This is a genomic window from Anaplasma marginale str. Florida, assembly GCF_000215485.1.
GTDB lineage: Bacteria > Pseudomonadota > Alphaproteobacteria > Rickettsiales > Anaplasmataceae > Anaplasma > Anaplasma marginale.
The window spans coordinates 1-20,416 of record NZ_AFMS01000060.1; the positions used below are offsets into that span (position 1 = coordinate 1).

Sequence of the window (20,416 nt, forward strand, 5' to 3'; positions counted from 1 at the left end):
ATAAAACTGAGACGATCACCCACCTTCAGCAGCGGCAGAAGAATTTTGCTGAGACGGCTGGTTGCCAGAAACCTGATGCGCCGCAGCATCGCCAGAGACAGAACCGCCACCCAGCACTACCCTCTCTAGCCTCAGAAGCCTCTTCTTAATAATCCTGAGATCTTCCGAAATCTTCTGAGACACGCGCTCTTCCAAACGATCAGCTATGCGGTCATATAGCTCGTTACCAACACCGTCAGCAGCTATCTGACCCACGGGATCACCGTCTTTCATGCTTGAAGCTAGAACCTTCTCCTGCATTTTCATTATGGAGGCAACCACGTCATCGAAGCGGCCCTCGCCGAAGACCTCCTTAACGCTCCCTATGCATTGCCTAATAATTTCCTTATATTCGTCTTCACCAGACATAAAAACGCCACTGACACAACTAGGACCCCGATGGTAACACGTAGCTAAGGTGCGGTCAATTACAAACTTGCGGTATCAGCCAGCGCGCAGCGGTCCGCGCTTCTCCTGTTGGGGCTAAGACGCCAGCCACACGCGCCCCACCACCATAAAACAGGCCACTATATTCAGTCAGGAGAGACCATCTTCCTGGGATCAACTATCGCGTCAAACTCCGCCCCGTCTACTAAACCCAATTTTGCAGCCGCATCCTTAAGCGTCACACGATTCTCAAACGCAAACTTGGAGATCTTTGCGGCGTTGTCATAACCTATATGCCTGTTTAGCGCAGTAACCAGCATGAGAGACTGCCCCAGCATGACGGCTATACGTTCTTTATCGGCCTCTATGCCGCTTACGCATTTTGTCGCAAAGCTCTCACAAGCATCTGCCAACAATCGGACAGAGTTTAGAACGTTATACGCAATCATAGGCTTGAATACGTTCAGCTCAAGGTGTCCGTTGGACCCCCCTACAGAAACTGCAACGTGATTCCCCATAACCTGCGCGCAAACCATGGTGAGTGCTTCGCACTGCGTCGGGTTCACCTTACCCGGCATGATTGACGACCCAGGCTCATTCGCGGGAAGGATGATCTCCCCTATTCCGCACCTGGGCCCAGATGCAAGCAGCCGGATGTCATTCGCTATTTTCATGCAACTGACGGCAAGCGTATTGAGCGCGCCGCTTAGTTGTACCATGGCATCATGCGTAGCAAGCGCCTCGAATTTGTTCTCCGCGGTTATAAACTTCATACCGGTGATGCCCGCAACCTCTTTTGCAAACTCTTCAGCAAAGCCTTTCTTGGTGTTCAAACCCGTGCCAACACCTGTACCCCCCTGTGCAAGCTGATAAACATCCACCATTGAGGACTTGACTCTTTCTATTCCCTTTCTCACTTGGCATTCGTACCCCGAAAACTCCTGACCAAGCGTGAGAGGTACTGCATCCTGGAGGTGGGTGCGACCCGTTTTTACTATGTCTGAAAATGCCACAACTTTCGCCTCCAACGCGCCGCGAAGTGCCTCCAGCGCGGGCAGTAAGCGCCGTTCTACCTCGGCCACGGTAGCAATGTGCATGGCAGTGGGAAATACATCATTTGAAGATTGAGAGTGGTTGACATGGTCATTCGGGTGTACGGGAGACTTGCTACCAACTTTCCCCCCCAGTATCTCTATGGCCCGGTTTGCTATTACTTCGTTGGCGTTCATGTTGGTTTGGGTGCCAGAACCAGTCTGCCACACCACCAGGGGAAATTCCCCATCCATCTTGCCATCTATAACTTCCTGCGCAGCAGCACAAATTGCCTCTCCCACAGACTTTTCTATGCTTCCTTTTCTAGCGTTTACCCGGGCAGCCGCCAGCTTCACCACACCCAACGCCCATATCAAGGGCCGGGGCATTTTTTCCTCTCCAATTGCAAAATTCATCATGGAGCGCTGTGTTTGTGCACCCCAATAGCGTTCAGCCGGCACCTCAATGTTACCCATGCTGTCAGACTCAATCCTCACCCCCATAACAGACTCCTGAAGCTAACAACGCCGCATTATAACAGACTTCCAAACCTCGTCTACAACCAACTCTGTAACATGAGTGCCAGGTAAATTCACTAAAATCTACATATGTTTTGCAAGACTTGGTCAGTAACGTTACTATTCCCACACGTTTAGTCGGAATAGGTGGCCAGTGCGCAGTGTGCTCATTACAGCGGGGTCTACCAGAGAGTATATAGATCCCGTCCGCTACATAAGCAGCGGCTCCTCCGGAAAGCAGGGATACGCTATTGCAGAGTGTATGGGGCTGATGGGTTGGGACGTTAAGCTGGTATCCTGCCCCGTCAGTATAACGCCTAATCACAACCTGTACGAGGTTTTGCAGGTTGAAACTTCCGCACAGCTGCTGGAAACCTGCTTAGACTTATTGCCCGTGGATGTTGCAATATGCACGGCAGCGGTTACAGATTGGGTGCCATACAGACATCCAAGCAAGCTCAAGAAGCGCTCCGTTGATGCTGTTAGCTTGATGCACAGCCCGGACATTGTAAGGTGTATCAGCATATCAAAAAAGAGGCCCAAGCTCGTGATTGGGTTCTGTCTAGAGTCCGAAAATTTGATAGAATCAGCAAAAGAGAAATTGGCCTACAAGGGCTGCGATTGGGTAGTTGCAAACCACCAATACGTGGCAGAGGAAGAGCAAACCATGGGTAGCGATCGCAACAAAATATCCATTGTAACCAGGGATGTTGTGCAGCACTATCCGGTCATGACAAAGCAGGAAGTGGCCAATCTGCTTGCGAAAAATATTGTTGACTATTTTAACGAATTACACATAAGCTAGGTGGGTGTTGTGGGTGTTGCGGACATGTATGCAAATCAATCTTGGGAGTTGCTTGGTGGCGGCCAGCGCCCGGATTACGTCATCGCATATGTGAACGCGCGGGTTATTGACCCCGGGTCCAACACAGACGCACCTGGGTACGTTGTAACTCGGGGGAGGGAAATTTCCCATTTTGGCTTTGGTGAGCACAAAGCTGACGATTTTCAATCAAGCGCAAACGAAGTAATCGATTGTGGCGGGCGTGTTTTGATGCCAGGAATAGTAGACATCCATGTGCATCTCAGAGAGCCCGGTGGCGAGCATAAAGAAACTATCGATACAGGAAGTAGGTCTGCGGCCGCTGGTGGGGTAACTACGGTGGTGTGTCAGCCTAATACATCCCCGCACATAGACAGCGTCATGGTTGCAAAGTACCTGAAGATGAGGGCGTTGGAAAGCTCTTGCGTCAACATAGAGTTTTATGGCTCAATAACAAAACCGTGCGGATCATTGTGCGATATGCGCGCTCTGAAGGAAGCTGGCGCTCTGGGATTTACAGACGACGGGTCGCCCGTGATGAATGCACTATCCATGAAACGTGCCTTCGAATGCGCAAGCACCCTGGGTGTTGTAGTTGCCCAACACGCGGAGGACTGCCACCTTTCTGACGGTGGGTGTATTAACGAGGGGAAGGTCTCACAGGAACTCGGTCTGAAGGGGATTTCTGACCTTTCTGAGAGCATCATGGTGGGTCGCGATATAGAGCTGCTGCGCGAGGTCCCTGGCGCGCGGTATCACGTGCTGCACGTGTCCACGAAAAAGGCTATCGATTTGATTCGTTCCGCAAAAAATGAGGGTCTGCCAGTCACGTGCGAAGTTACTCCTCACCATTTTGCTTTGACCGAAGATGCAGTCAGAGAGCACGGGACCATGGCCAAGATGAACCCCCCACTTAGAACCGAGGAGGATCGTCTGTGCATGGTCGAGGGGCTTGTAGATGGCACGATAGACTGCATTGCAACAGACCACGCGCCTCACTCGTGCCAGGACAAAGCGCTACCAATTTCCAGTTGTGCATTTGGTGTAGTTGGCTTGGAGACCATGTTGCCACTCTCTTTGGAGTTGTATCATAGCGGGAAAATGGGCCTGCTGGAGGTTTTGTCTAAGCTAACTGACAAGCCGTCGGATATAGTAAAAATCCCAAGAGGCAGAATAGCTAAGGGCCTGGTGGCGGATTTGGTTTTGGTTGATTTGGACCATGAGTGGACTGTAGACACAACCAAATTTGCTAGCAAGTCTAAGAATTCGCCGTTTCACGGCAGGACCGTAAAAGGTAAGGCGCTGCGGACTGTTGTCGCCGGAAAAACCGTATACCTGGCTTCCTGATCGCTATATCACAATCGCATCGCTCTCGGCACCATTTTCAAAAAAGGAGTGGCTACACAGCTTGCGTACAAACACTGTTGCACTACCGAGTGCCTGAATGAGTTGCGGCCGCCGGCTTGGATATCACACATTACTGCATTTCTGGCTCAACACCGTTTTCCACGCCCAACTCGCGCAGTTTTATGGAAAGCTCGTCCGCAACCAATGCCACCAACTTGGGATCTTCTCCCTCGATCACACATCTTATAAGCCGCTCAGTTCCAGACCTTCTAAATATTACCCTGCCATTTACTCTCCCCAGCGCTTGTTCTACATCTGACAAAGTAGGCCCTATCAGCCGCGCTATGTGATCAAACTCCATACTATAGGGTATATCCCTATGCACTCTAGGCATTGGAACAAAATCACCAAATATTGAACTCGCGCTTTTATTCTCCAAAAGCATTATTGACAAAATTTGCAGCGCGGCGACCAGGCTGTCGCTAGTTGTGGAATGCTCCCACAAAATAATGTGTCCAGACTTCTCTCCTCCAACGCTACACGAGTGTTGTCGCATTGTGTCCACAAGGTGACGATCACCCACTTCCGACCTGTGCAGCCTCACGCCCAGCTCTCTAGCATAGCTATCTATTGACTTACTCGACATAGTAGTCACCGCTGCGTCGGTAATAGACTTGGTCGCGCGCAAGTGCCGCATGATTGACGCTATTACCTGATCTCCATCAACGAGTCTGCCCTTTTCATCACACACAACAACGCGATCAGCGTCTCCGTCCAGGGCAATGCCAATATCTGCCCCCTCTTCCAATACTTTTTGTACCATACCCTCAGGATGTAAAGACCCACAATTGTGGTTTATGTTTAGCCCATCAGGCTTGTTTCCAATAACCACCACATCTGCCCCTAATTCCCAGAATACTTCGCCACCTATGTGGTATGCGGCGCCGTTCGCGCAATCCACCACTATCTTCATGCCAGACAGCTTCAGCCTTTTAGGAAATGTGCCTTTCACAAACTCTATGTATCTCCCAACCGCACCAGCTATCCTATACACCTTACCCATACCACGTACTTGGGCAAGGTCGCTGCTTAGCTCGGCACGCACGTTAGATTCGAGCACTTCTTCCAGCTCCAGGGGTATTTTTATCCCCTCGCTGTCGAATATCTTCACTCCATTATCCAAATACGAGTTGTGTGAAGCGGAAATCACAACGCCCATGCTGGCACGTAGGTTTCTGACAAGCGTAGCTATGGCCGCAGTGGGCATTGGCCCCAATAGGCCCACGTTGACGCCCATGGCAACCAGCCCAGAAACCAATGCGGACTCTACCATATATCCCGAAATTCTAGTATCCTTGCCCAAAACCACTTGAGTTCCAACCTTTCTGGCTTCAAGCCCTATGGCCATCCCAAGCCTAAGTACGGTTATTGGGTCCATGGGGTATACATTAGCCCTACCTCTAACCCCGTCTGTACCAAAAATATTCACGACAACACCATATAGTTGAGTGCGTACATATAAAACCTATTGCAAGAAGATAGTGTCGAACTTTTGCTGCAGCACGGCATCGAACTCTTCAAAGGGCACGGTAACCCCCAAATCCTGAAGCGACGTGACGTGAGAACCGGCTATGCCGCAGGGCACGATGCCTGAGTAGCAGCCAAGATCTGTGCTAATGTTCACCGAAAACCCATGGTAAGTCACCCAACGGCGGATTGCTATTCCAAAAGCGGCTATTTTCTTCGCTTGCCTACTATACTGCACCCATACACCCGTGTTGTCGTCATCAAAATGGCTATCAATGCCAAACTCCGCCAGTGTGCCAACTACCCACAGCCCAAGGTTACGTACATATAATCTTACGTCACGCTTGTCCCTGCGCCCTAAATGCAACATCACATAAACCACCCGCTGCCCGGGGCCGTGGTATGAATATTTCCCGCCACGGGTGGTGCGTACAACTTGAAACTTGTTCTCAGAAAGCAACTCTCCATCCTTCGCACTGACACCAGCAGTATATACTGAAGGGTGCTCCAACAGCCAGACCATCTCCGATTCTCTGCCCTCCAAAATACCATCAACTCTGGAGGTCATAAAATCCAAAGCTGCTTTATAGTCGACCATTCCGTCAGAAACGCGCCACTCCACAGGGAAACCAAGCAAACTCACAGCACCACGTTGAGGGGTGCGACTCTACAACACAAAATGGTGTAAGTCAACCCTCCGTAGGCATTATGAAAATGCGCCCGAATGGTAGGCTTATAACAGGCCGTTGGTTTTGAAGCTATAGTGCCTTTTTGGTGTAATAATCACATGGTCCACCAGCACTATGTTCATGCTACAGCAAGCCTCTTGCAACCTATTGGTAATGTGTATATCCGCCTTGGATGGCTTGGGATCACCACTTGGGTGATTGTGCGACACTACGATGTATGAGGCATCATGCAAAAGCGACTTTTTTACAACCTCGCGCACGTATAAAGGAGTCTCATCTATAGTGCCAGTATTTTGTATTTCATCTGCGATTATGCGATATTTCTTATTGAGGTACAAAACGCACAGGTTTTCCACGCTTGAGTTTCCTATTTTGACTCGCAAATAATCCAATAACTTCTGCCACTCATTCACTACCACGCCATATTTCATTTCGCCTTTTAGCGTGCGTATCACCGCCTCTCGCACACACAATATTGCGGCAACTGAAGATTCACCAACTCCCTTCACTCTCTTCAGCTTTGCCACATCTGCGTATATCACCTTCGAAAGAGTACCAAACTCCGCGATAAGTTGCTTAGCAATAGGTTTTAGGTCCACGCGACTGCGAGCAGAGCATAAAATCAATTCCAGAATTTCATAGTCGAGCAGTCCGACCCCTTCACCAGATATCAGCCTTTCTCTGAGCCTCGCCCTGTGCCCGAATTTGAGCTGCTCGCATTTTGAACTGTCTCGCATCTCATTGCTCCAAATTAGTTAAGAAATAAACTAAAACCATTTGGGGAAATCCTACGCATTGTGAAAGAACATGCAAGCCAACAGCGCCTCAAGCTAGTAAAAACTAAAAAAAAAATTACCAATCGTGTCCCACCACTCTTGAAATTCAATTTTTCGGCTCCTATATAACCGCCAGAGTTATCGTGACGCGATCAGTCACAAAAAATGTTCGGAGGATAGTTATGAATCTAGCTATGTTGCATGATAATGTTTTGGTTGAGGCTTTGGAAGATAGTGGAGGAAATTCTCCCATACAGCTTCCAGATTCGGCTAAGAAAAAGCCGACCAGGGGCAAGGTCGTGTCTGTAGGGCCCGGTGCTTTGAACAGCGAAGGCAAGGTTACACCCATGTCGGTCAGGGCTGGTGATGTAGTTTACTATCGTCAATGGGCCGGAAACGAGGTAGAGCTCGAAGGAAAGAAGTTCATAGTCATGAAAGAGAGCGACATAATCGCTAAGGAGGCGTAGTCCGGTACGCAGGTTTGGTTTGTTAAGTTTGATTTAGGAGGTTACAAATGGCGAATGTTGTTGTTACGGGCGAGGCGTTAGATAAGTCCATAAGGGAGGTGGTGCGCATTCTGGAGGATGCTGTTGGTTGCACTGCCGGCCCAAAGGGGCTTACCGTTGCTATTAGCAAGCCCTATGGGTCCCCGGAGATCACAAAGGATGGATACAAAGTCATGAAGAGCATAAAGCCCGAGGAACCTTTGGCAGTCGCTATCGCGAACATAATTACTCAGAGCGCGTCTCAGTGTAACGATAAGGTTGGTGACGGGACTACCACATGCTCCATACTGACTGCAAAAGTTATTGAGGAAGTGTCCAGAGCCAAGGCCGCTGGCGCTGATACCATAAGCATAAAAAACGGGATCTTGAAGGCCAAGGAGGCTGTTCTCACAGCTTTGCTATCAATGAAGCGTGAAGTGGCGTCTGAAGATGAGATTGCACAGGTTGCTACTATATCTGCCAACGGAGATAAAAACATAGGTGGCAAGATAGCACAGTGCGTAAGGGAAGTTGGCAAAGACGGGGTAATAACGGTTGAGGAAAGCAAGGGGTTCAAGGACCTTGAGGTCGAAAGGACTGACGGTATGCAGTTTGACCGCGGATATCTCTCCCCTTACTTCGTCACCAACGCTGAGAAGATGCTGGTGGAGTTCGAGAATCCGTACATATTCCTAACTGAAAAGAAAATCAATCTAGTACAAAGCATACTGCCAGTACTAGAAAACGTCGCTAGGTCAGGAAGGCCATTGCTGATCATCGCGGAAGACGTAGAGGGTGAAGCATTAAGTACACTGGTGCTCAACAAGCTTCGCGGAGGCTTGCAGGTTGCAGCTGTCAAGGCACCTGGTTTCGGCGACAGAAGGAAGGACATGCTCGGCGATATTGCTGTAATAGCCGGTGCGAAATACGTGGTAAACGACGAGCTCGCAGTAAAGGTTGAGGACATCACTCTGGATGACCTCGGTACTGCTAAGACTGTGCGCATAACTAAGGATACAACCACAATCATAGGAAGCGTCGACAGCAACGCTGACAGCATTACCAGCAGAATTAGCCAGATTAAGTCTCAGATTGAAGTTTCTTCTTCTGACTACGACAAGGAAAAACTGAAGGAGAGGCTGGCGAAGCTCTCAGGTGGGGTTGCCGTACTTAAGGTTGGTGGCTCTAGTGAGGTTGAAGTCAAGGAGCGTAAGGATAGGGTTGAAGATGCTTTGCACGCAACTAGGGCTGCGGTTGAGGAAGGCGTGGTACCTGGTGGTGGAGCTGCCCTGCTATACACGCTTGCATCTCTGGACGGCATCAAAGGGAAAATGATGATGAGCAACTTGGTATTAATATCATAAAGCGCGCTGTTTGTGCTCCAATAAAGAGGATCATCAAAAATTCCGGATCCGAAGAGGCTCCGTGTGTTATCCAGCACCTTATGAAGCAGAATGACAAAGAGCTGATCTTCAATGTTGACACCATGAACTACGCCAACGCGTTCGCTTCTGGGGTTATGGACCCTCTGAAGGTAGTGCGCATCGCGTTTGACTTGGCTGTGTCACTCGCAGCTGTATTCATGACCTTGAATGCAGTAGTTGTGGACGTCCCGAGCAAGGAGGACACAGCAGGTGGCGGAGCAGCCGGAGGCATGGGAGGGATGGGCGGATTCTAACCCAGCCTTTTAAGCACATATTTGGGAAGAGCGGGATGGCCGTGCCGTGTGCATCGCCTAGGGGGCCGCTCTTTCCCTGTCTCCCCTGGGGTAATGCCTGGGGGATAGCAGTGTTGATGCAGGCTGCCCGTGGTGGCCGTGCTCGCCACATGAGCGCGCTGCATGTGTGAAAATCCTCGATAATGCTGCATGCGGGCTGGTGTGCAGTCAGCACCATGAGTCGGAGCTTGATTGGTGCATGCTGGTAACCATAAAAGAACTGTAAAATGCAGCCGTGTATAAAAGCGGTCACGTGTAACGTGGTGTCTCTGTACTCTCTGCAGCATACAGTGGAGTTGTGGTGGCACGGCTTTTCCGATTTTCTCCTGTCTTAAAGAGCACATGATGCTTGGCACGAAGCCGGTGCTACGCGGGAGTGCCGTTGGCGGTTATTCCGTTCAAGACACCACTTGTACGTCACCCTTCATGCAACAAAACTCCCTTTTTGTAACCTCCTCGCACCTCTGTACGTACAAAACTTGGCCCGGCAGCAAGTCAGCTAGTCGGTTGTTTTATGATTCGCCTCTGCTTCCGATGCCACACTCGCACAGCAGAGTTGGTGACGTGAGAGCGCGTTATTCTTCCTCAATGTTTTGGGTCAGCTCGTATATTTGGCCAGTAACGCAGCACTCCTCGGACGCCAACTCCACAAATTTGTCTGTGACGCTATCAGGTGCCAGTAATTTGGATTGCTTCTGCGCGGAAAAGATCTGAGAGTAAATGTTGCTGTCAATACTGCACGGGTACACAATGTTTACGCATAGTTTGCTATGCTTGGTCTCCACTGCATACACCTGGACCATAGCCTCTAGGGCCACTTTGCTTGCAGCATACGGCGCAAAATACGAGTAATTAAGTAGTGACCTCGCAGCTTCGGACGTCACAAACACTGCCCTGCCAGCCGGGGCACTCTTGAGAAGGGCGTCAAAATGCTTGATGAGGTACCAGTTTGCAAAGAGGTTCACATTCATCACTTCCTTCCAAACTGCAGGTTCGTATTCCTGCACGGGGCCAAGACCCCCGAGCGACGCGGCCACAGAGATTAAAATATCAAGGCAACCAAACTTGCTCTTCACGGAGAGAGCCAAGCTATGCACGCTCTCATAATCTTGTATGTCTATAGGAGCCAATATAGCCTCACCACCAGACTCCTGTATCTCATCACACAGCGTTTTCAGCTTGCCCATGTTCCGAGCAACCAAAACCACCCTAGCACCCTCCTTGGCAAGCCTTCTGGCTACAGCTGCCCCAATTCCACCCGAGGCACCAGTAATCAACGCCACCTTACCCCGCAAGCGATCAGCCATACCTAATCTTCAAAACCCCTACAAGTGTATGAGTGGGGATGGTAAGCCCTATTCAGGCACTTGACAAGAAATATAGTGCACCTTTATACAGCCGCGAACACGGTGGCCAGGGGTAAAATTCTTCATCGATAGGCCCCTTCACATTTTTTTCTGCAGCTCCATACAAATTTAGTGGAACATGACATATATCTATGTGCAGAAAAGTTAGGCATATAACCATCATGGATCTAAACAAGTTCACCGAAAAGGCAAAGGGTTTCATAATGAACGCGCAAATGTTCGCGGTATCCTCCGGGCACCAGTCTTTGCTTCCAGAGCATCTACTAAATGTAATGCTGGAAGAGGAAAATGACATGGTCGGCAACTTAATATCCTCATGTGGGGCCGAGGTGAGCAAGATCACTGGCGCTCTGTCAACCATGCTGAGTAAGCTGCCGGTAGTAAGTGGCTCAGGAAGCGGGCATTTAAGCCTCTCCAGAGAGATGGCAAAGATTTTAGACGAAGCAGCGAGTTTGGCAAAGCGCAACCAAGATGTGTACGTAACGGCAGAGCGGCTTCTGCAGGCTCTTGTTGTTGTGGAAAGCAGCGTGTCAAGAATGCTGCTAAATGAGGGAGTAACAACGCAGAAGCTTAACGCCTTAATCGAAAGAATGCGCGACGGAGTGAGGGCCGAAAGCGAAAACGCGGAACAGCAATTTGACGCACTGAGAAAGTATACCCAAGATCTGACCGAACTGGCCGCAAAAGGTAAGATGGATCCGGTAATTGGCAGGAGTGACGAAACTAGGCGGCTGATTCAAGTCTTATCCCGCAGGACTAAAAACAACCCAGCATTGATCGGAGAACCCGGGGTGGGGAAGAGCGCAATCGTAGAGGGGCTAGTTCAGGCTATGATTTCCGGCAACGTTCCTATGTGGCTGCGTGACGCGAAAGTGCTCGCCCTGGATTTAGCTTCACTCATAGCCGGAACGAAGTACAGAGGGGAGTTTGAAGAGAGGTTGAAGGCCGTAATAACAAAAATAGTCGCCTCAAACGGCAAAATCATACTATTCATTGATGAGTTGCACATGCTAGTAGGGGCGGGAGCAACAGGCGGTTCTATGGATGCATCTAACATATTAAAGCCTGTTCTTGCCAGAGGGGAAATACGCTGTATTGGCGCAACCACGCTGGATGAGTATCGCGAACATATAGAAAAAGACCCCGCACTCGCGCGAAGATTTCAGCCCGTATTCGTCGCAGAACCAACCACTGGTGATACAATTTCCATACTAAGGGGCCTAAAGGAGAAATATGAGCTCCATCATGGTATAAGAATCACCGACAGCGCAATCGTTGCTGCCGCAACACTGTCTAACCGTTACATTACTGACAGGTTCCTGCCAGACAAAGCCATAGATTTAATAGATGAGGCCGCGAGCCGCGCAAGAATTGAAATAGACAGTAAACCCGAAATTATAGACAGCATAGACCGAAGGATAATGCAACTCAAGATAGAGTCAGAAGTTTTGAAAAACGAAAAAAACGAGGCGTCTCAGCAGCGTCTTGCGGTTATTAATGCGGAGCTCAATGAGCTGAGTTCAGAAGCTGCAGATTTGAACAGCAAGTGGCAGGCTGAAAAGATCAAAATCTCAAAAATGCAGGAGCTGACTGAGAAGCTCGACGGGGCGCGTATCGAGCTCGAACAGGCCCAAAGGTCTGGCAACCTATCTCGGGCTGGGGAGCTAATGTATGGAGTAATACCATCGCTAGAGCAGGAATTGAAACAGCATGAAGAAGTAGCTGGCACTATGCTGAGGAAGGAAATAGGAGTAAACGACATTGCGGCAATAGTTTCACGGTGGACCGGCATTCCCGTAGAAAACGTGATGAATAGCGAAAAAGAAAAGCTGCTCAATATGGAGGCAGAAATAGGTAAAAGCGTTATAGGACAGGAAAGCGCGGTCAGGGCGGTGAGTAACGCGGTTAGAAGATCTAGAGCGGGAGTGCAAGATGCGCAGAAACCCATGGGGTCATTTTTATTCCTAGGCCCAACAGGTGTCGGGAAGACCGAGCTCACCAAGGCGCTAAGCGAGTTTTTGTTTGACTCCAGGTCTGCATTGCTGCGGTTTGACATGTCTGAGTTCATGGAAAAGCATTCGGTCGCAAAGCTGATAGGCGCGCCACCAGGATATGTGGGGTATGAGCAGGGTGGAATGCTGACAGAAGCGGTAAGGCGAAGGCCGTATCAGGTGGTGTTGTTTGACGAGATAGAGAAGGCGCACCCAGACATCTTTAACATATTGCTGCAAGTCCTTGATGAGGGCAGACTAACAGACAGCAAGGGCAAGTTGGTAGACTTCAAAAATACAATATTGGTGTTAACATCAAACATTGGACAGGAAATTCTGGTAAATGGTGCCACAGGCGAAAGCGCAGAAGTCACGCGCCAGAAGGTGCTTGAGGTGCTAAACATGCATTTCCGCCCAGAGTTTTTGAATAGGCTTGATGATATCATCATATTCAACAGGCTAGCCAAAGAACATATAGGGCGCATAGTCGACGTTCAGATGTCCTACCTGCAGAAAATAATTAGTGACAAGGGCCTCACCATAACTCTTCTGCCAGAGGCGAAATCCTGGATAGCAGAGCGCGGTTATGATGTAACCTACGGAGCACGCCCTCTCAAGCGTCTCATACAACACAATATACAAGACCAGCTGGCAGAGTTGCTGCTCTCCGGCAAAGTAAGCGCTGGGGATAGCTTAGAGGGATTTGTGTTGGATGGGGCCCTAGCGATACGGCGGAAGGAAACGCCCACCACGCGCGCAGAATCCGGAGCAAACAGTTACAGCCCGTAGTTTACACATAGGTGGCGGCACTTTTGTATTGTTACAGGCGCTGACAGGTATATACAAACGGCACTGCAGCTGAGATTCGGGTAGTACGGGCGTTATCTACCGCTTTTCACTTAGCGACCATGTAGAACGCCGGCACCCACACAATCATGTATGGACGCCGCGCTGCCGATTCTGATATCATAATTCGCGTGTGCAATCCGAGGGTCGGTTTCTCTACTTTCGGCCTTACCTAGAATAAACAAAACCAAGCTTATCGTACCTCGGGCCATAAGGTTGAGCAACCCAAAGTTGGCTAGGCTGCTTTCTATGCGCGCATCATACAGCACGGCATTTTCCCATCCAATGCCCCCTTCTCCCGACTTCCTTGTGATGTACAGCGCGTCACACACCACCGCTATCACAAGAATTGCACTAGAGACCACAAGAGCGGCGAGGAACCCAACGTACGTGGGATTTTTCACCACGCTATTGAGGCATGGTATGTGTAACACCCCCGTAAACAGGGCACCAAGAACTAGGATATTGGTGAGCAATATCTCTGAAAATAAACACACCCTGTCAGCAATAGCTGAGGCTTTTCTCTTGCCCGCAGCGTATAGCTCACTAGACAGTTGGGCGAGGCATGCGGGAAGCATAAGCACGGAGGTAATCACGCGGAAGAAAATTTCGTAAGCAAATTTGCTCCCCAGGTATGCGGTTTTGCTATCTCTGAATTCTTCCCTAATCACAAACAGTTCGCAGATGTTGCAAACCGCCGTGGTTAGTATGCCAAACTTGAGTACGGAACGGGCTATATTGTCGGGCACTTCAAGATCAAGAGAGCACGCCCCCTTGCGAACCAAGTAGCAGCAAAATGCCGTCGCTCCCATTAATATTGCAACGGATGACAATATTCCCACAAGTGCAGCAATGCTTATTGGATCACCACGAAGCCCCATTAATGGTGGGCTCCCAACCTGTAAAAAGGCAATATATGCAATTGTGGCGACGAGAAAAATATTGACCAGCAAAACGTGAGACAACGCACTTAGCGCCCGCACTACTGACATCGCGGTCTTTCTTCGTTTGTGATAAAAGTAATTGCATAGCAGGGCCATGCACGCAGGAAGCAATAACAAATATGACGTGCAGTATAGGTAGACCTCATACGCAACATAGCCGTCATAGATCTTTTTGCGTTGAACATTCTCATGAGCGAAAAATGGGCCGCTGCAGCCGCTATAGCTAACAAGCGCCGGCATGCCGTACACGATATCTCGCAGGTAGCTCTGTTCTAGAAGCGCGTGACATACACCGCACTGTGTATTTTTAACCATTTCATACACACAATAGTATCGCCATGTCATCGAGATTATAGACAAAGGAATAGTGCACATGGAGGCCAAAAATAGCACAGCCAGGTCTAGATGAGGTATGAAAAACCCATTCAGCAGGGTGGGATATTTTTTGAATGCAATCAGCAGGACCTTTGCAAATATGAGCTCAATGGCCAGCACAGAACGCAGGCATAGAAACAGCTCCATGCTGACAGCTGCCCCCACCATCCTGCCTCTTCTGTATAGCTCTTTAGAGATGTAATACGGGATTATAGGCACCACACACAGCACGGAGCTACACAGCATATACGCCGTGTATATCCTGCTCCGCACATCGTACACCCTAGCCTCGTCATCCGGAATAGTGTTGCAAGTACGGCTCAACACGTCCTCGGACGAAGTACTTATTTGCGGTCCGCTAGCGTACGCGACACCCTCTTCCATAGACTGAGGCACACATTTTCAGTAAAACCAAAAAGAGCGCCTCTGCCCATTCTGGAACGGGCATTCATTAGACCCCCACGCACTCAGGTGGCACCCTGCAGTATGGTACCATACAGAACCAACGCAAACAACCAGAGCACGTATTGCCCGGCAGCAAGCACCGGCCCATCCAGCATATTTTTTGTGTGCGCGCGCGGAACACGCCCCGGGATTCTACAAACCTCCAGGCAAGCGCCTTGCTGTTAGTCTCTAAACAGACCCCATTTGGTCTTCGTGTCCACAGACAGTCCGCATATCTTGGAACCTGCAGCAGCTTCTCTGAAGTTCAACGCCAGATCTTCCTCTCCACTCTGCCTGTCGTATACGTAGCACCCCAAAGCAAACAAGGCGGTTGGAATACCCATCAACAACTGCCTATCGCACCTAGCAAGGGAAGACATGCTCATGGCATCCCGGATTTGCTCCCTGAACATCAGGTTAAACGCGGAATCATCAGCCCTATCATGAGCGCTGGCAACACCGCGCCATATCAGGCTGAAGGCGCGCCTCGCAGGAAGGGAGTCTTTGAGCTTCATGTACCACGATGCGTAGTGATACACAATGCTGATGGCGAACATAATTGCAGTCGGCGCCAAGGCCCACAACACTGACTTCCCAAAGGAGAAGTGCTCACCAACTATCGGACCCGATAGCGCATAAGTAAGCAGGGTAAATGTCGCAAGGTTAAACAGCAACACGTGCATATAAGCGTACATTTGCCTGACTGTGGGCCCGAGCATCCGGTGCATCAACCCTAACCGTACCCTACCACCTCTTTTCATGGCGCTGTATGGCACGGTTCTGGCCCATGTGTATTCCGCCCCTGCAACAGGTCTCGACAGAGCGCACAATAGCAGTACCGGCGCCGTCATGAGAACTACAAGGGCCATGGTAGCACGAACATACAGGCAAAACGCCTTGAAGCCAGCTGTTGCAAACTTGCCTTTAGTCTTTTTCTTGGGCTTGTGATAGACGCTAGGCGCCATTTTGCGCGCCGCGCGACCACAGGCATCACCCGGGCCACCAAAAACATCTACGGGCACACCTAGCGACGGATAGCCACCAACATGCTGGCTACCGCGAACCACACCCGGGCTCACAAACTTTCCACGTTGCTTCCCGAATGGCCCGCACGCCTTTTTGGCTCCTCGGCCCATGACTCCGGCTAAGTCGTAGCCGTCTGTATACGCTTTCACGGACGTATTACCCTAGGAATACACACCTACCAGTGTACAACGAAACCGCATCGCGAATCAATCATGCGCAAACATCGCGGTCAGCTTAGAGCCTTCCACAGCCGTTATGGGGCCGCATTAATATCGTTACCATTTTGTTGAGCAGGACCAAAGTTTTCAGCAAAAGTCATATTAAACTCATACACCTTAACCCCGGTTTCACCGCCTTCGTCAACCAGCCGTGCAGTAAGCAGCTTCCTCATAGATGCGGGAATCCTACTGAAACCCGGATCCTCAGAGCCACCAAGCCCCTCAAAAAACATCTCGGTCTGAAGCTCGGGAAAATCTTGGTGCTTTAACAGGAAGTGGAGACGCGGGGACCTACCCATATGCCGACCTGGCATGATTGTAACAAAGCCAAAGTTACCCAGATTGTCTGTGGTTGCCTTGCCAGAGCCGTTAAAGTGCTCATCGTACTTCACCTCGCCAGGTTTGCCCGAACTCCCAGCTGCCTCACCAGAGCTTGCAACCCTGCCCGAGTTATATACGCCGCGGGAGTCTGCTTGCCACATGAACACGCTGACGTTGCTCAAGGGATGGCATTTTGAATCCGTCACCCTACCCACGATGTACACCAATTCCCCATCGGCAACCACTGGGCTCCCCGGCTTGCGCGCCAAATTGTTCGAGAGGTTAAAAACATTGGGCATTTCGCTCACATCGTGAATTTCCGGAGTTTCTACACAATTCACGATCACTGGATCAACCGCACCAGCTCCACGTGAGAAGCATACCAACAACGCAGCCAACCCAGCAAAAACACCGCCGAACCACTTATTCAACTTCCTCACCTCTCTCATAACCAACCCCATAGCACACCAACAACCCCAGCAGAGCACGATAACCCCACCGCACGTGCCTACTCCGCGCAAGAAACCCAATGATCACAGGTGTTGCTACCACCCATCCCGAGCCGACGCCGCGCAACGCACAACACTAGAGATTACCCTGTATTACCGCGCAGCACCGCTTAACGCAAGAAAAACAACTCTCTACACATCCCAACAGCGTGAAACCCGCCGGCAATGCACATATGCTCCGCCAGAATCATACACTCCACACAGCATCACAGCAAGTTTCTGGAGTGGCGCAAACCAGTGGACGAAAACGCCTAACTATCGGCAGTGCTGTTGGCTGGCTACACTCACGCGGCTTTCGCACCGAGCTGATTTGCATGGCACAGATTGCAGCTAAGCTTTCTGCACAAAACACCTCACAAAAATTCTCGTGTGATCTCAACATTCCCGGCTGCAGACAAACCAATATACATAACAAAAATTCTCGTGTGATCTCAACATTCCCGGCTGCAGACAAACCAATATACATATATAGTCGCCAGATCGCACCTCACAGCCCCATTGCATTAGGCTTTATGCCAAATGTGCTATGGTACTCGCATCGTTGGTAGATACACCATCTACTTCTTGAAGTACCGTGCAAATGGTGCTAGAATCCGCGCGCTCGTGCTTGTTTGGTTTGGGGCTCGTATGGTTAGTGTTTCGTTTCTTGGTCTTGCTTCCGGTGTTTCTACCTTGCTAAAAACCGCAGTGCTTGTTGTGGGGGTTTTTGAAGGTAGCAACGTACTTGAAGATGGTGGGATTCTGCGTCCTGAAGAGAGAAAGACGGTATTGAGAATCAAAGACATGGCCATGTTCTCCGGGAAGTTCGCTGACACCATGCCTATAGTTCTGACTCATGATGGCGGGGTGGTGCTGGTAGTGGGCCTGGGTAAGGAGTCTGACACCATAACGGAAAGCAAGGCTATGGAGTTAGGCGGGGCAGTCTATTCTAGTCTTGAGAAAATCAAGGCAAAAAGCGCTACAGTAGTCGCGCCCGGTGGTTCAGAGCTCAGAGTGGCCTACGGGGCGTTCCTGCGTAGTTTCAAGTTTGACCAATATTTCCACAGCAAAAAGTCCGACAATGCCTCTACAGTCCAGGAGATCAGCATGTTGGTTGCTGGGGATGCAGAGTCTGCAAAAAAATCTTTCGACGCACTCAAGAAAGCGGAGGGAGAGTCCGTATTTTTCGTGCGTTCACTCGTATCGGAGCCCTCAAACGTTCTGTACCCGGAAGAATATTCAGTGCGAATCCAGAAGGAGCTGGCCCCTCTCGGGGTTGAGGTAGAAGTGCTCGACGAGAAGCGTATGGAGGAAAAGGGCATGATGGCCCTTCTGGGGGTTGGCCAGGGCAGCACTAAAGAATCAAAATTGGTCGTGATGAAATACACGGGGGCACCTGGTGGTGGAGCCCCACTAGCGTTCGTAGGCAAAGGCGTAACCTTTGACACAGGGGGCATCTCGCTCAAACCTGCTAAGGGTATGTGGAGCATGAAGTATGACATGGGCGGCTCCGCGGTTGTTGTCGGGTTGATGAGGACTTTGGCTGCGAGAAAAGCAAAGGTGAACGCAGTTGGCGTGGTGGGTCTGGTTGAGAATGCTGTCGGTGGGAACGCACAGCGTCCTGGTGACATTGTCACTTCCATGTCCGGACAGACCATAGAGGTCTTAAATACAGACGCGGAAGGGAGGCTGGTTCTGGCTGACGCCCTGTGGTACACACAAAAAGTATTTTCTCCAAAATTCATTGTCGACCTCGCAACTTTGACTGGAGCCATAACTGTTGCGCTGGGAGAAAACCAATACGCGGGCCTCTTTTCCAACAGCGACTCCCTGGCTGAGCAGCTTGCGAAGGCCGGCGAGGAAGTTAATGAGAAGCTTTGGCGCATGCCCATGGGGGATGCTTATGACAAGATGATAGATTCCCCGGTGGCAGATGTGCAAAATATTTCCACCAAAGGGCATGGGGCTGACAGCATAACCGCCGCACAATTCCTGCAGCGCTTCGTAAATGGCGTACCCTGGGCACATCTGGACATTGCTGGCGTTGCTTGGGATGACGACGGGTCTGCTGTGTCCGCCAAGGGGGCGACCGGGTTCGGTGTAATGCTGCTCAACAGGTTTGTGTCGAAGTATTACGAAAAGTGAGGCGGGTGAGCCGTCGTGGCAGCTGTAGACCGTCTTAGACTTGGTGTGCTGATCTCCGGTAGGGGGTCGAATATGGCAGCAATAGCTCAAGCGTGTTTGGATAACACGTTCCCCGCAGTTGTGGAGTGCGTAATATCAAACAACCCCAAAGCCGCGGGGCTCTCCATCGCGAATGACTATGGGTTACGTTCATTCGTTGTCGAGAGAAAGCCTTTAGATGTTGAGCGAATTGATCAAATTTTGACGGATCACAAAGTAGATTTGGTATGCTTGGCAGGTTTTATGAGCATACTAGAGGGAGGGTTCGTTCAAAAATGGCATCGCAAGATGATCAATATTCACCCATCGCTGCTGCCATCTTTCAAAGGTATGCGGGCGCAAGAACAGGCCTTGAGAGCTGGGGTTAAAGTCGCTGGATGTACTGTGCATTACGTTTATCCAGAGCTGGACGCCGGGCCGATAATAATGCAGGCCGCAGTTCCGGTCATGAACAACGACAGTGTAGAAAGCCTCGCGGACAGAATACTGGCTGCGGAGCACGTGTGCTACCCTGAGGCAGTACGGCTTATATCCCTGGGCAAAATAAGCCTAGACAGTGATGATGTGGTCAAGGCAAATGACGGCAGTAGGCTATTTCTCTTCCCCACCAGCGTTTCATAGTTCCGGTCACCATCCTCCAGGCCATAGAGCATACAAGAGGCCAGCTGCTGTGGCCGCAATGTATGGCCATGCCACTGTACAACATGCAGCACTACACAACATTATTGCGCACAGTGCCGGGATAATTTACCCCCCTATCTTGCTCTTGACGGTTGCGCGACAGTCTTGGGTGCGACAGGCTCCCAATTTCGGGGATCAGTAGTAATAGCCTGGAGCAGGTTCTCGGCGGCACTGAGGAAACCTGCATCTTT

15 protein-coding genes and 1 pseudogene are annotated in these 20,416 nt (G+C 50.3%); 7 read left to right on the plus strand and 9 right to left on the minus strand.

Annotation, left to right across the window (positions count from 1 at the left end):
- Positions 1-15: 15 nt before the first annotated feature.
- Positions 16-408, minus strand: coding sequence for a hypothetical protein (locus tag GAC_RS01740; protein ID WP_010265607.1), 393 nt, complete (start codon positions 406-408; stop codon positions 16-18).
- A gap of 164 nt (positions 409-572) precedes the next feature.
- On the minus strand, positions 573-1,961 hold the full coding sequence (gene fumC, locus GAC_RS01745; protein ID WP_010268172.1) for a class II fumarate hydratase: 1,389 nt from the start codon (positions 1,959-1,961) through the stop codon (positions 573-575).
- A gap of 169 nt (positions 1,962-2,130) precedes the next feature.
- Between fumC and GAC_RS01750 the strand changes: the two genes are divergently transcribed.
- Positions 2,131-2,781 (plus strand): phosphopantothenoylcysteine decarboxylase domain-containing protein, encoded by a 651-nt coding sequence (locus GAC_RS01750; RefSeq protein ID WP_010268175.1) that lies wholly within the window; start codon positions 2,131-2,133, stop codon positions 2,779-2,781.
- 24 nt (positions 2,782-2,805) lie between these two features.
- Positions 2,806-4,146 (plus strand): dihydroorotase, encoded by a 1,341-nt coding sequence (locus tag GAC_RS01755; protein ID WP_035062455.1) that lies wholly within the window; start codon positions 2,806-2,808, stop codon positions 4,144-4,146.
- 130 nt (positions 4,147-4,276) lie between these two features.
- Here GAC_RS01755 and glmM read toward each other — a convergent pair whose 3' ends face one another.
- The 3 genes from glmM to radC form a co-directional block, all read right to left on the minus strand.
- Entirely contained in the window at positions 4,277-5,635 is a 1,359-nt protein-coding gene (gene glmM, locus GAC_RS01760) for a phosphoglucosamine mutase (RefSeq protein WP_010268183.1), read from the minus strand.
- Positions 5,636-5,671: 36 nt separating this feature from the next.
- Entirely contained in the window at positions 5,672-6,316 is a 645-nt protein-coding gene (gene lipB / locus GAC_RS01765) for a lipoyl(octanoyl) transferase LipB (protein ID WP_010265630.1), read from the minus strand.
- Positions 6,317-6,406: 90 nt separating this feature from the next.
- A complete protein-coding gene (radC, locus tag GAC_RS01770; protein WP_010268187.1) occupies positions 6,407-7,099 on the minus strand; it encodes a RadC family protein in 693 nt (230 codons plus the stop codon).
- Between the two features lie 221 nt (positions 7,100-7,320).
- Between radC and GAC_RS01775 the strand changes: the two genes are divergently transcribed.
- Positions 7,321-7,605 (plus strand): co-chaperone GroES, encoded by a 285-nt coding sequence (locus GAC_RS01775; RefSeq protein ID WP_010265645.1) that lies wholly within the window; start codon positions 7,321-7,323, stop codon positions 7,603-7,605.
- Positions 7,606-7,652: 47 nt separating this feature from the next.
- Positions 7,653-9,301, plus strand: a pseudogene (gene groL, locus GAC_RS01780) (chaperonin GroEL).
- Positions 9,302-9,915: 614 nt separating this feature from the next.
- On the opposite strand, the gene GAC_RS01785 reads toward groL, so the two are convergent.
- Positions 9,916-10,647: an SDR family NAD(P)-dependent oxidoreductase gene (locus tag GAC_RS01785; RefSeq protein WP_010268191.1), complete on the minus strand. Its 732-nt coding sequence runs from the start codon at positions 10,645-10,647 to the stop codon at positions 9,916-9,918.
- Between the two features lie 221 nt (positions 10,648-10,868).
- On the opposite strand from GAC_RS01785, the gene clpB reads away from it, so the two are divergent.
- The gene (gene clpB, locus GAC_RS01790; protein ID WP_011114510.1) at positions 10,869-13,487 is read left to right on the plus strand and encodes an ATP-dependent chaperone ClpB; all 2,619 of its coding nucleotides are present in this window, start codon (positions 10,869-10,871) and stop codon (positions 13,485-13,487) included.
- A gap of 110 nt (positions 13,488-13,597) precedes the next feature.
- On the opposite strand, the gene GAC_RS01795 is transcribed toward clpB, so the two are convergent.
- From GAC_RS01795 to GAC_RS01805, 3 genes are all read right to left on the minus strand, one after another.
- Positions 13,598-15,247 (minus strand): hypothetical protein, encoded by a 1,650-nt coding sequence (locus GAC_RS01795; protein WP_010268195.1) that lies wholly within the window; start codon positions 15,245-15,247, stop codon positions 13,598-13,600.
- Between the two features lie 242 nt (positions 15,248-15,489).
- On the minus strand, positions 15,490-16,482 hold the full coding sequence (locus tag GAC_RS01800; protein WP_011114512.1) for a hypothetical protein: 993 nt from the start codon (positions 16,480-16,482) through the stop codon (positions 15,490-15,492).
- 104 nt (positions 16,483-16,586) lie between these two features.
- Positions 16,587-17,321 carry a protocatechuate 3,4-dioxygenase gene (locus GAC_RS01805; protein WP_044051816.1) on the minus strand — a complete coding sequence of 245 codons (735 nt, stop codon included), beginning with the start codon at positions 17,319-17,321 and terminating at the stop codon, positions 16,587-16,589.
- Positions 17,322-18,008: 687 nt separating this feature from the next.
- Between GAC_RS01805 and GAC_RS01815 the strand changes: the two genes are divergently transcribed.
- Together GAC_RS01815 and purN are read left to right on the plus strand one after the other, a co-directional pair.
- Positions 18,009-19,505, plus strand: a complete 1,497-nt coding sequence (locus GAC_RS01815) for a leucyl aminopeptidase (protein ID WP_029209734.1) — start codon at positions 18,009-18,011, stop codon at positions 19,503-19,505.
- A gap of 15 nt (positions 19,506-19,520) precedes the next feature.
- Complete coding sequence (gene purN / locus GAC_RS01820) at positions 19,521-20,165, plus strand: phosphoribosylglycinamide formyltransferase (RefSeq protein WP_012659060.1); 645 nt, start codon at positions 19,521-19,523, stop codon at positions 20,163-20,165.
- Positions 20,166-20,416: the final 251 nt, after the last annotated feature.

What these genes read in the sequence shown, in the direction of transcription:
- GAC_RS01740 (WP_010265607.1), bottom strand. Translation starts at nt 408, where the DNA reads ATGTCTGGTGAAGACGAATATAAGGAAATTATTAGGCAATGCATAGGG.
- fumC (WP_010268172.1), bottom strand. Translation starts at nt 1,961, where the DNA reads ATGGGGGTGAGGATTGAGTCTGACAGCATGGGTAACATTGAGGTGCCG.
- GAC_RS01755 (WP_035062455.1), top strand. Translation starts at nt 2,806, where the DNA reads ATGTATGCAAATCAATCTTGGGAGTTGCTTGGTGGCGGCCAGCGCCCG.
- radC (WP_010268187.1), bottom strand. Translation starts at nt 7,099, where the DNA reads ATGCGAGACAGTTCAAAATGCGAGCAGCTCAAATTCGGGCACAGGGCG.
- GAC_RS01775 (WP_010265645.1), top strand. Translation starts at nt 7,321, where the DNA reads ATGAATCTAGCTATGTTGCATGATAATGTTTTGGTTGAGGCTTTGGAA.
- GAC_RS01785 (WP_010268191.1), bottom strand. Translation starts at nt 10,647, where the DNA reads ATGGCTGATCGCTTGCGGGGTAAGGTGGCGTTGATTACTGGTGCCTCG.
- clpB (WP_011114510.1), top strand. Translation starts at nt 10,869, where the DNA reads ATGGATCTAAACAAGTTCACCGAAAAGGCAAAGGGTTTCATAATGAAC.
- GAC_RS01795 (WP_010268195.1), bottom strand. Translation starts at nt 15,247, where the DNA reads ATGGAAGAGGGTGTCGCGTACGCTAGCGGACCGCAAATAAGTACTTCG.
- GAC_RS01805 (WP_044051816.1), bottom strand. Translation starts at nt 17,321, where the DNA reads ATGAGAGAGGTGAGGAAGTTGAATAAGTGGTTCGGCGGTGTTTTTGCT.
- GAC_RS01815 (WP_029209734.1), top strand. Translation starts at nt 18,009, where the DNA reads ATGGTTAGTGTTTCGTTTCTTGGTCTTGCTTCCGGTGTTTCTACCTTG.